This is a genomic window from Paratissierella segnis (assembly GCF_014385195.1).
In the GTDB taxonomy this organism is placed as follows: Bacteria; Bacillota; Clostridia; order Tissierellales; family Tissierellaceae; genus Paratissierella; species Paratissierella segnis.
Map to the genome: position 1 here is coordinate 1 of NZ_JACRTG010000001.1, position 11,992 is coordinate 11,992.

Here is an 11,992-nt window from a genome sequence, read left to right on the forward strand (position 1 = left end):
GTTTATCCATTAAACTTATCATCCCCTAGCCTCCCTATGAATTGTCATAGGGTTATTATATATTTCTTCTAGAGGAATTTTCAATTAGAATTTGGGGTACTTTTAGAATATCATATACATGAGGGAAATCAGCAAATTGACCGGAAGAGAATATAAACCTTTCAATTATTACGGACATGAAGAAGCTGAAAGAATAATAGTTGCTATGGGTTCTGTGACTGAAACAGCTGAAGAAACCGTTGATTATTTAGTGGCTAAGGGTGAAAAGGTTGGCTTAATCAAAGTTCATTTATACAGACCGTTTTCAGCTAAATATTTCTTTGACGTATTACCAAAGACAGTAAAGAAAATTGCTGTTTTAGATAGAACAAAAGAAAAAGGTGCAGATGGAGAACCTCTATACCTAGATGTTAGAAATATATTTTATGAATCAGACTTTAGACCTGTCATCGTAGGCGGAAGATATGGATTAGGATCTAAGGATACGACTCCATCACAAATTTTGTCCGTATATGAAAATTTAAAGACCGATAAACCAAAGAATAGATTCACTATAGGAATTGTAGATGATGTTACCAATACTTCCTTGGAAATCAAAGAAGTAATTAAAACAGAACCTGCAGGAACAATCAAGTGTAAATTCTGGGGTTTTGGATCAGACGGTACAGTTGGAGCGAATAAACAAGCTATTAAGATAATCGGCGATGACACTGATATGTATGCACAAGGATACTTTGCATATGACAGTAAAAAATCAGGCGGAGTTACAATTTCTCACTTAAGATTTGGCCATGAACCTATTAAGTCAACATATTTAATTACAGATGCAGATTTTATGTCCTGTTCAAAGCAATCATACGTATATCAATATGATTTATTGAGAGGGCTTAAAAAGGGTGGGACATTCCTTCTTAATTGCATTTGGGATGAAGAAGAATTAGAAAAGAATTTACCGGCTAAAATGAAGAGATTTATTGCTGAAAATGATATTGACTTCTATACAATCAATGCAACTAGAATTGCAAGTGAAATTGGTTTGGGCGGAAGAACAAATATGATTATGCAATCCGCATTTTTCAAATTGGCAGAAGTGCTGCCTTTGGACGAAGCTGTAGAACATTTAAAGAAATCTATAGTAAGTGCATACGGCAGAAAAGGTGAAAAAATTGTTAATATGAACTATGAGGCAGTTGATAGAGGTATAGATTCATTAGTCAAGATCAATGTTCCGGATGCTTGGAAAAATGCTAGAGATGAAGAACCAGAGGATCATAAATCACCGGAATTCATCAAGAATGTAGTAGAACCTATGAATAGACAAGAGGGAGACGATCTACCGGTAAGTACATTTGTAGATAGAGAAGATGGAACATTCCCGCAAGGGACTGCAGCTTATGAAAAACGTGCTATAGCTGTTGATGTACCACATTGGATTAAAGAAAATTGTATCCAATGTAATCAATGTTCATTTGTGTGCCCGCATGCTGTAATCAGGCCTATATTGGTAGATGAAGAAGAAAAATCAAATTCCCCTGAAACTTTTGAAACAATAAAACCAATTGGGAAGGGATTTGACGGATTAACATATCGTATGCAAGTATCACCACTTGATTGTACAGGGTGCGGAAACTGTGCCGATGTATGTCCTGCTAAAGAAAAAGCTTTGGTTATGCATCATTTTGAAGATGAATATGAAGTACAATCAGAAAATTGGGACTTTGCAATGACTGTTAAATCAAAATCGGATTTGTTTGAGCCAACGAGCTTAAAGAATAGTCAATTCCATCAACCGTTGTTGGAATTCTCAGGAGCGTGTGCAGGATGCGGAGAAACCCCATATGTTAAATTAATGACTCAATTGTTTGGAGATAGAATGCTTATTGCAAATGCTACAGGATGTTCATCAATTTGGGGAGCATCTGCACCATCAACTCCATACTGCAAGAATCAAAAAGGTCAAGGACCTGCATGGTCTAACTCCTTATTTGAAGACAATGCTGAATATGGATATGGTATGGCAGTAGCTAACAGACAAATTAGAGAAAAAATTGAACTTGCTATGAAAGAATTTATTGAATTGGGATTGGATTCTGACATAAATCAATACTTTAACGAGTGGATGGAAGGAATGGATGATCCTAAAGCTACAAAAGCGGCTGCCGGAATGATTATTCCTAGATTAACTAAGGATACAGGAAATAAAAGAGGAAATGAAATATTAAAATCCATTTCTGAATTAAAAGATTACCTAATCAAGAGATCCGTTTGGGTTGTTGGTGGAGACGGTTGGGCATATGATATTGGATTTGGCGGCTTAGATCATGTATTAGCTTCAGGAGAAAATATTAACGTATTGGTACTTGATACAGAAGTTTATTCAAATACTGGCGGACAATCTTCAAAATCAACACCAACTGCTGCTGTTGCTAAATTTGCTGCTTCCGGTAAAAAGGTTAGAAAGAAAGATTTAGGTATGATAGCTGCAACATATGGCTATGTATATGTAGCTCAAATAGCAATAGGTGCAAATATGAACCATGCTCTAAAAGTATTTAAAGAAGCTGAGAGCTATGACGGACCATCACTAATTATTGCCTATGCTCCATGTATCAATCATGGAATAAGAACGGGTATGGGTACTACCATCAGGCAAGAAAAGAAAGCAGTTGACTCAGGATATTGGCATCTATATAGATATGACCCAAGACTAGCTGATGAAGGAAAGAATCCATTTACATTGGATTCAAAGGAACCTAAAGAATCATTCATGGATTTCATTAACACAGAAGTTAGATATACTTCATTGAAACTAGCTTTCCCGGAAGAAGCTGAAGAGTTATTTAAAGAAGCGGAAGCTAATGCAAAGGCAAGATACGAAGTATATAGGAAAATGGCAAGAGATTAATAATATAAAGGGGTTATCGGTTTAAAGCCGATAACCCTTTTTTAAGTTATCTTACATAATATGAATATGGTATAAATCCAATGTATATGATAAAATAAATAGTAATGATTATGGGGGTGAATTTTTGGAAAGGAAAGAGTTAATTAAACTTTTTGATAATAAAGATATGGGAAAAATAATGTTTGATGAGCCTATGAAAAATCATACATCATTTAAAATAGGAGGTACTGCTGATGTGATGATTATTCCATCTAGTGAAGATGAACTTGTAAGTGCAGTCAAATTATGCAGAGAGAATGATGTGGAGTACTATATTATGGGCAATGGCACTAATTTGCTTGTAAAAGACGGGGGAATGAGAGGCGCTGTTATCAAAATTAATGAAGGCTTGAATAAGGTGGATGTTGATGGAAATAAAGTATATTGTCAAGCAGGTGCATTGATTACCGGAGTAAGCAGAGTGGCATTAATTCATTCTCTTACAGGATTTGAATTTGCAAATGGCATTCCCGGCACTATAGGCGGCGCAGTGACTATGAATGCAGGTGCTTATGGTGGAGAAGTCAAAGATGTAATTACAAGAGTAAAGGCTATAGATAGGGATAATAATATTGTAGAATATACAAATTCAGAAATGAACTTCAGATATAGGGGCAGCAGGGTAGTAGATGAAGGATTGATAGTATTGTCAATGGAAATGGAACTAAAGCTGGGCAATTATGACGAAATAGATTCCATAATGAAGGACTTAACACTTAAGAGAACTTCAAAACAGCCTTTGGAATTACCAAGTGCAGGCAGTACATTCAAAAGGCCTGAGGGCTATTTTGCGGGGAAATTGATTGATGATGCAGGATTGAGAGGACTAAGATATAGGGGAGCGCAGATATCTGAAAAACACTGTGGTTTTGTTGTCAATGTTGACAATGCAACATGCGAAGAAGTCATCCATTTGATTTCCGTTGTACAAAAGACAGTCAGGGACAAATTTGGTGTAGAATTGGAAATGGAGATAAAATTAATTGGAGAGGATTAGATGATCAAAATATTGGGAGATTATCATACCCATACAATATTTAGCAGTGGTTTTAGAAAAAAAGGTACACATGCAACGGGAACCATAGAGGACAATGCCAATGTTGCATTAAAAAAAGGATTAACAACATTGGCAATAAGTGAGCATGGACCCGGCCATTATCTATATGGTGTAAGAAAAGAAAATATACCTTTGATGAAAGAAGAAATCAAAAGATTGAATGAATACTATGTACCCAGAGGACTTACTATTCTATTGGGTGTAGAGGCCAATTTAGTCGGATTGGATGGAGAACTTGATGTGGATGATGAGTTTATCAAATATTTAGATGTTTTGCTAATGGGTTATCATTATGGAGCTATGCCCAAATCTGCAAAAGACGGTTTGGGTCTTTATCTATACAATCCAATATCAAAGGCCTTTAAGATAAATCAGGAAAAGGTCGTAGAAATGAATACTAAAGCCTATTTAAAAGCTATGGATAATTATAAAATTGATATAATTACTCATCCGGGATCAAAGGCAAAGATTAATATTGCCGAGGTAGCAAAAAAAGCAAAAAAGGTCGGTACAGCGCTTGAAATCAGCGCAAAACATAGTGAGCTATCTGTTAAAAGTTTAAATCTACTTAAAGGTATAGATGTGGATTATTATATAAATAGTGATGCTCATAAGCCGGAGGATGTCGGGAATATTGAAAAAGGAATATTAAAGGCAAGAGAAGCTAAGGTACCATTTGATAGGATTAGAAATATGATAGCAGAGGGTGAGTAGATGAAGTTTCTTGTTATAACGGGAATGTCCGGGGCAGGTAAGTCACAGGCAATGAAAGTGATGGAGGATTTAGGATATTATTGTATGGACAATCTACCGCCTGCTTTACTTTCAAAATTTGCAGAACTATGCAGGGAATCAAAAAAACCTATAGATAAGGTTGCTGTGGTAGTGGATATAAGAGGTGGCGAGTTTTTTCAACATCTCTTTGAGAGCCTAAAGGAACTGTGTACCAATGGAGTAAGTTACGAAATTTTATTTTTAGATGCTACTGACAATGTGTTGATAAAGAGATATAAGGAACTTAGAAGGCCACATCCCTTAACGCCTGATGGAAGTTTAATCAATGGAATAACTAGGGAACGAGAATTGCTGCATGAAGTAAAAATAAGGGCTGATTATATCATCGACACTTCAAAGCTATCTCTGGCAATGTTTAGGGAAGAAATATCCAAGATATTTTTAGAAGGAGGAGAAAACCGCAGGATCTCAATTTCTATAACATCTTTTGGGTATAAATATGGAATCCTATTGGATGGCGATTTGATATTTGATGTAAGATTTTTACCAAACCCATATTATATTCCTGAGTTAAAGAAATATTCAGGAGAAACCGAAAGCGTTAAAGAATATGTATTTAAATGGAAGCAAACGAATATTTTTATATCAAAGGTAATAGAATTATTAGAGTTTCTTATTCCGTATTATGTAGAGGAAGGAAAGACTCAACTGGTGGTTGGTATAGGTTGTACAGGAGGATTCCACCGTTCCGTGGCTATAGCCAATAGAATAGGAGAAATACTTATAGGAAATGGACATAGAACTATAATTAGTCATAGGGATAGGGACATAGGAGGGAAGATATAAATGAGTTTAAGAAAAAATGAAGGACCAAATGTTGTTGTAATAGGAGGAGGAACAGGGTTATCCATATTGTTAAGGGGATTGAAAGAATTTACTACCAATATTACAGCAATTGTAACCGTAGCAGATGATGGCGGAGGTTCCGGCATCTTAAGGGAGGATTTGGGAATGCTCCCTCCTGGAGATATCAGAGCTTGTATACTTGCATTGGCAAATACTGAACCGACGATGGAAAAATTGCTGAATTTTAGGTTTGAAAATGGTATGCTAAAAGGTCAAAGTTTTGGGAATCTTTTTATTGCAGCAATGAATGAGATATACGGAAGCTTTGAGATGGCGGTGAAAGAAACCAGTAATGTATTGTCAATAACGGGTAAGGTCTTGCCGATGACAATTGACAATATAAATCTATATGCAGAATTGGAAAATGGAATGATAATTAAAGGGGAGTCCAATATACCTGAAGAAGTTAAAAGAACAGGAAGCAGAATAAAAAAGGTATTTATTGATTCCAAAGGTTCGTATCCGTTAGAGGATGCAATTAACGCAATAGATATTGCCGACTTGATAGTCTTAGGGCCGGGAAGCTTATATACCTCGGTAATGCCTAATTTTTTGGTGAATAATATGATAGATAAAATATATAATGCTAAAGCACCAAAGGTATATATATGTAATGTAATGACACAGCCCGGTGAAACAGACGGATATGGATTGATAGATCATGTTCAGGCAATTTTAGACCACAGCCGAGAAGATTTATTGGATTATGTCATTGTAAATACAGAAGAAATTCCGGAGGAAACCTTAAATAAATATACTACTGATGGTTCCGCTCCTGTAATAGCAAAAGAAGGAGATGAGGAGATATTAAATTCTAAAAATATAGAATTAATATCCGATAATCTTATAGATATAAAGAAGGATTATATCAGGCATGATAATATAGAATTGAGCAAGTTATTAATAAATATTGTAAGGTCAAAAGCTACAGCCATGTAGTTAGATACATGCATACAGTGCAGGTAGGTTATCACGTCTACCTGTACTTTTCTTTTATGGGATTCTTCTATAATACTTATACTATAGCCTAATCTATTTAGGCTTATTTGTGATGCTTATGTCTAAGATTCTCTATTAACTTTTCTTGGCCTTCTTAAAATTATATAATTTTTTCTTAAGAGCAATTTTTAAAATTTTAATTATTGACGGATATTAACAATAATGTTACAATATATCTAACCTGATTAGGTATCGGAGGAGATGAATTGAGTTATTCAAGCGAAATTTTAAGAGGTAATACAGAAACCATTATTTTAGCCATTCTCATTGAAAAAGATTCTTATGGTTATGAAATTATGAAAACTATCATAGAACGCGGAAAAGGGTTAATAGATATAAAAGATGCTACTATCTATACTGCCTTTAAACGTATGGAAAAGGATAAATGGATTGAAAGTTATTGGGGAAATGAAGAAAGTGGCGCAAGAAGGAAATACTATAGAATTACCCCCGAAGGTAGGGATACATATATTCAGAAAGTTAATGAATGGAAAGAAATAATTACTATAATGAACAATTTGATTGGGAGTGGATTATAATGGAGGAAAAATTAAAAGAATATGTAAATAGAAAGTTTCGACTATATCCCAAAACAAAAGAGATTGTAGAAATCCGCGATGAGCTATATTCCATAATGATAGATAAGTATAATGATTGTTTGAATATGGGGATTACAAAGGAGGAGGCTTATAAAAGCGCAATTGAAATGATGGTTGATTATAAGGATGCAATTAGAGAAGTGGAAAAAAGTGGTACTCTTGGAGCCTTAAAAAAGGTCATTGTAAATATGGGCTCATTTACTACATTTTACTTCATTACTCTAACATTTATATATTTATTTGTAAGTGTGGTCATTCTAAAATCCTTCAAGAAAACATGGTTAATAGCTGTAGGTGGATCCTTTATATATTTAATATATTTTTCAATAAGTTTATATAAATACGCCAAGTTATTTAATTTCAAAACACTTAGCAGATGGGGGATAGCATTTATTTATATTAGCTTAATACCATTAATCTATGTTTTTCCATCATTATATTTATCTGTGGTACATTCAAAAAATATATGGAATCGTAGCTGGCTTGTAGTTATAATTATAGTATTTTTTTACATAATAACAGATTATATAGTAAATAAAAAGTATATGTCAATTGTAGAGAAGGATATTCTGATTTTTGCTTCAGGGCTTTTATTAACAACATTTTTATATTTATTTATATCAATGAAGTTTAACGTTTGGGGAATTGCTTGGATTTTATATGTGCTTTATTTATCATTGATATCGCTTATATTCTATATTTGTAGAAATAAAAGAAGGAATTAAAAAAGAGAGGTATTAATTATGAGCCTTATAGATATTTGTGTTTTTGGAGATTCTATTGGCAAAGGAATAGTATTACAGCCTGAAACCAGCCAATATAAAATAATTAGAGTGAATTTCGAGAAAATATTTGGATTTAAAGAAGTAAATATTAAAAACTATTCTATGTTTGGATGTACTGTTTCGAAAGGTTTATCAAATGTTGAGAGGCATGCAACTGAACTTACGAAATATAAGAATATTTTTTTAGAATTAGGAGGAAATGATTGTGACTTTAATTGGAAGGAGATAGCAGAGAATCCGGGAAAAGAACATCTTCCTAAAACACCTATTATTGAATTTAGAAGATTATATGAGAACTTAATAGAAGAAATACGTAATAACAGCGGTAGCCCAATAATGATTAATCTCCCTCCTATTGATCCGGAAAGATATTTTAATTGGATTTCCAAGGGGCTAAATAAGAAAGGCATATTGCAGTGGCTTGGCGATGTTAATATGATTTATCGATGGCAGGAAATGTATAATGTAGAGATTATGCTATTGGCTACTAAAATGAGTGTACCAATAATAGATATACGTTCCGCATTTTTAAAACATAATAATTATAATGAATTCTTATGCCTTGATGGTATTCATCCAAATAGTGATGGGTATGAATTAATCTATAAGACTGTTGGTGAGCAGTATATGTTTACTAAGGGGTATTAAAAGCTCCTCGTGTCAGGTGAGTTACACGAGGAACTTTTAATTTTCATCAATTGTGACTGTTATGATGATTTTATTTACTCATTAGATAGGCTATTCCAAGCTTTATAGTATTTTCTATTGCATCTCTATGGGTTCTTTCAAAGGAATGAGAAGCATCTACTCCGGGTCCTATCAGCCCAACTTTGAAGTCATGTCCGGCTCTTAAAGCAGCCGAACCATCGGATCCGTAATATGGATAAATATCAATTTTATAATTCAAATTATTTTCTTTAGCCAAATTGATTAAATTTTTCCTTAACCCATAATCATAAGGCCCTGAGCTATCCTTTGCACATATGGTTACGGAGAATTCATCCGAGGTTTGTCCTTCACCGGGGGCTGCCATGTCTACCGCAATAAATTCGAAAGTTTTTTCGGGAATAGAGGCAGCTGCACCATGACCAACTTCCTCATAATTGCTAATGAAAAAATTTGTAGTATATTCAGGTTTTATATTATTTTCCATTAAATATTTGCCAATTCCCAGTAATGCTGCAACTCCTGCTTTGTCATCTAAATGACGAGATTTAATAAATCCTGAATTTGTAAAAATACATCTCGGGTCAAAGAAAACAAAATCGCCGACATTGATTCCTAATTCTTTAACATCTTCAGCTGTATTTACAATCTCATCAATTCTTATTTCCATATTTTCCATATTTCTTTTGATGGTTTCAGTTTCTTCTCCGTGAACATGGGATGAAGCTTTTGTAGTCATGAAGGTTCCTGTATATTTTTTCCCTTCCAAAGTCTCTATTTCCACATGTTCTCCTTCAATTGTATTCCAAACATAGCCACCCAATTGAGTAATCTTCAATCTTCCATTACCTTTAATTTCCTTTACCATACCACCTAAGGTGTCAACATGACCGGATAAGGTAATCTCCTTTTCCTTATTTTTACCTTCTATTGTAGCAATAAGGGCATTTTTATTAGTCCTCTTTGTAGTAAGTCCAAGTGTTCTAAACTCATTTTCTACAAAATTAATAGCTTTTTCTGTGTTTCCGGTAGGACTTGGGGTTTTTAATAAGATTTCTAATTTTTCTAACACATAATCCATAGATATATTCATAATTTCACTCTCCTTATATTCTCTATTGTAATTATACCCTATTTGGGAAGCATATGGTATTTAAGTATATTTTTTAAAATAGAATAAAAGTTCTTCAAAAGTGTAAACAAATGTAGTATAATTGTAATAATATTCTAATTACGATTTATCAGGAGTTGGTATGTATGGAAGAGATAAGCTCTGGAGGTGTAGTTGTATTTGGAAATACTATTTTATTGTTAAAGAAATATAATGGAGATTGGGTATTGCCAAAAGGACGTTTAGAAAAAGGTGAAAACATTAAAAAGGCGGCACTGCGTGAAGTGTTGGAAGAATCAGGAGTTAAAGGTGAAATCATTGATTATATAGGATCAGTGCATTATAATTACAAGAACTTAAAAGAAGATGAAATGGTGTCAAAAACAGTGCATTGGTATTTGATGAAGAGCAATACTATGGATTGTATTCCTCAAAAAAAGGAAGGGTTCATAGATGCCATGTTTGTACACAAGGAGAAAGCAAAGGACCTAGTAAGATATGCTGACGAAAGAAAAATAATTCTCAAGGGAATTGAGTTGATAAAATGAGGTGATATTATGTCCTTTTCTTCAAATACAAAGAATGAATTGTCAAGAATTGCGATTACAGACAGCTGTTGTTCACTAGCTGAATTAGCAGCTATGGTGAGGATGAATGGTACAATACAAATATCGGGCAAAGCCACAATAAATTTGAAATTTACCACTGAAAACGCAGCAATAGCAAGAAGAATTTTTTCTTTATTAAAGTTTCTTTACAATACGGAAGTTGAAGTGATGGTGAGGAGAAATAGACAATTAAAAAAGAATAATAATTATTTGATTGTAGTAAATGATAAGAATATATCCAGTAAAATATTACAGGATATTGGATTTATTGATGAATATAATTTAAGCATTTTTAAACCTTATTTTAAGGTTCCCGAAAAAATAATTGAGAAAAGATGCTGCAAACGTTCCTATATAAGAGGCGCTTTTTTAGGAGGAGGCTCTATTAGTAATCCTGAGAAGACATATCATCTGGAGTTTGTCACCAATAATGAGGAACATGCAGTTGACCTATTAAATATAATTAATTATTTTGGGTTAAATTCAAAAATAGTTACTCGAAAAGAGAATTTTGTAGTATATTTAAAAGAAGGCGAGCAAATAGTTGATTTATTGAATATTATAGGGGCGCATCAAGCCTTACTTAAATTAGAAGATATTAGGGTATTAAAGGATGTAAGAAACAATATCAATCGCATAGTCAACTGTGAAACTGCTAACCTTGGTAAGACAATAGATGCATCATTGAGACAGATCGAAAGCATTGAAATAATAAGGGATAAGATGGGATTAAATAAATTGCCCAAAAATTTAAGAGAAATTGCAGAGATAAGGATAGAAAATACTGACGCAAGCCTTAAAGAGATAGGTATGATGCTAGACCCTCCGGTTGGAAAGTCCGGGGTAAATCATCGATTTAAAAAATTGGAAGAAATAGCTGATAAATTGAAAGGGGAGAATTAATAATGGAGAAAATAACAGTAAAGCTTACAAATCCAGAAGGATTACATGCCAGACCGGCAGCTTTATTTGTTCAAGCCGCAAATAAATACTCAAGTGATTTGGAATTGGAAGCTAATGGGAAAATAGTAAATGGTAAAAGCATAATTGGAATTATGTCTTTAGGCGCTTTTCAAGGTGAAGATATTACCATGACTGCAAAAGGGCATGATCAAAAAGAAATGCTTGAAGAATTAAAAAAGTTATTGGAAGGTGGCTTTAATACGATTTAAAAATGGATAATAGTATAATAGTCACTAACAATAAACTCGTATTTGATAAATATAAGGAAAGTATGGAAGTAGACTATCTGGAGGATATGAATTACTTAAATATCCTTTGTTATGTAAGAGATAGAATACATCAAGGTCATAAATTGTTGACTCATCCCTTGTCTGGGAGTATAAAACCAAATGAAACTCCGTATAAGAGTATAATAATTTCTAAGAATAAACAAAATTTAGATGAAAAAGGCTTAATAATCATTGAAGAAAGTATATTAACTGCAAGAAAATTTCTGGAAAATAAAGCTACACCTAATTGGACAGATAGGGTCTTAAATGATTTCATGATTATTGATTTATCACTTATGGAAAATGTAATCGATAAATTAGAACGTTAAATAAATTAATAAAGTTATTAG

General features: G+C 33.5%; 12 protein-coding genes and 1 pseudogene. 12 read left to right on the forward strand and 1 reads right to left on the reverse strand.

From position 1 onward, the window contains the following. Positions 1-115: 115 nt before the first annotated feature. From nifJ to H8707_RS00040, 8 genes and pseudogenes are all read left to right on the forward strand, one after another. Positions 116-2,905 (forward strand): annotated as a pseudogene (gene nifJ, locus H8707_RS00005) (pyruvate:ferredoxin (flavodoxin) oxidoreductase); the annotation flags it as partial. Positions 2,906-3,029: 124 nt separating this feature from the next. Next, positions 3,030-3,941: a UDP-N-acetylmuramate dehydrogenase gene (gene murB / locus H8707_RS00010; protein WP_394354616.1), complete on the forward strand. Its 912-nt coding sequence runs from the start codon at positions 3,030-3,032 to the stop codon at positions 3,939-3,941. Then, a complete protein-coding gene (locus H8707_RS00015) occupies positions 3,942-4,715 on the forward strand; it encodes a PHP domain-containing protein (RefSeq protein ID WP_262428090.1) in 774 nt (257 codons plus the stop codon). Then, positions 4,716-5,582, forward strand: a complete 867-nt coding sequence (gene rapZ, locus H8707_RS00020; protein WP_262428091.1) for an RNase adapter RapZ — start codon at positions 4,716-4,718, stop codon at positions 5,580-5,582. Continuing rightward, complete coding sequence (locus tag H8707_RS00025) at positions 5,583-6,581, forward strand: gluconeogenesis factor YvcK family protein (protein ID WP_262428092.1); 999 nt, start codon at positions 5,583-5,585, stop codon at positions 6,579-6,581. Between the two features lie 266 nt (positions 6,582-6,847). Beyond that, positions 6,848-7,180 carry a PadR family transcriptional regulator gene (locus H8707_RS00030; RefSeq protein WP_262428093.1) on the forward strand — a complete coding sequence of 111 codons (333 nt, stop codon included), beginning with the start codon at positions 6,848-6,850 and terminating at the stop codon, positions 7,178-7,180. Beyond that, positions 7,129-7,965: a hypothetical protein gene (locus tag H8707_RS00035; RefSeq protein ID WP_262428094.1), complete on the forward strand. Its 837-nt coding sequence runs from the start codon at positions 7,129-7,131 to the stop codon at positions 7,963-7,965. The genes H8707_RS00030 and H8707_RS00035 overlap by 52 nt, the downstream gene beginning before the upstream one ends. A gap of 18 nt (positions 7,966-7,983) precedes the next feature. After that, positions 7,984-8,673: an SGNH/GDSL hydrolase family protein gene (locus tag H8707_RS00040; RefSeq protein WP_262428095.1), complete on the forward strand. Its 690-nt coding sequence runs from the start codon at positions 7,984-7,986 to the stop codon at positions 8,671-8,673. 70 nt (positions 8,674-8,743) lie between these two features. Here H8707_RS00040 and H8707_RS00045 read toward each other — a convergent pair whose 3' ends face one another. Continuing rightward, positions 8,744-9,784, reverse strand: coding sequence for a M42 family metallopeptidase (locus H8707_RS00045; protein ID WP_262428096.1), 1,041 nt, complete (start codon positions 9,782-9,784; stop codon positions 8,744-8,746). Positions 9,785-9,948: 164 nt separating this feature from the next. Between H8707_RS00045 and H8707_RS00050 the strand changes: the two genes are divergently transcribed. Genes H8707_RS00050 through H8707_RS00065 form a run of 4 tightly spaced genes read left to right on the forward strand, consistent with a single transcriptional unit; the run spans position 9,949 to position 11,971 of the window. After that, on the forward strand, positions 9,949-10,350 hold the full coding sequence (locus H8707_RS00050; protein ID WP_262428097.1) for an NUDIX hydrolase: 402 nt from the start codon (positions 9,949-9,951) through the stop codon (positions 10,348-10,350). Between the two features lie 9 nt (positions 10,351-10,359). Next, positions 10,360-11,313, forward strand: coding sequence for a DNA-binding protein WhiA (gene whiA / locus H8707_RS00055; RefSeq protein ID WP_262428098.1), 954 nt, complete (start codon positions 10,360-10,362; stop codon positions 11,311-11,313). Between the two features lie 2 nt (positions 11,314-11,315). Next, a complete protein-coding gene (locus H8707_RS00060) occupies positions 11,316-11,582 on the forward strand; it encodes an HPr family phosphocarrier protein (RefSeq protein ID WP_262428099.1) in 267 nt (88 codons plus the stop codon). A 2-nt stretch (positions 11,583-11,584) separates the two neighbouring features. Then, positions 11,585-11,971, forward strand: coding sequence for a GrdX family protein (locus H8707_RS00065; protein WP_262428100.1), 387 nt, complete (start codon positions 11,585-11,587; stop codon positions 11,969-11,971). Positions 11,972-11,992 lie beyond the last annotated feature (21 nt).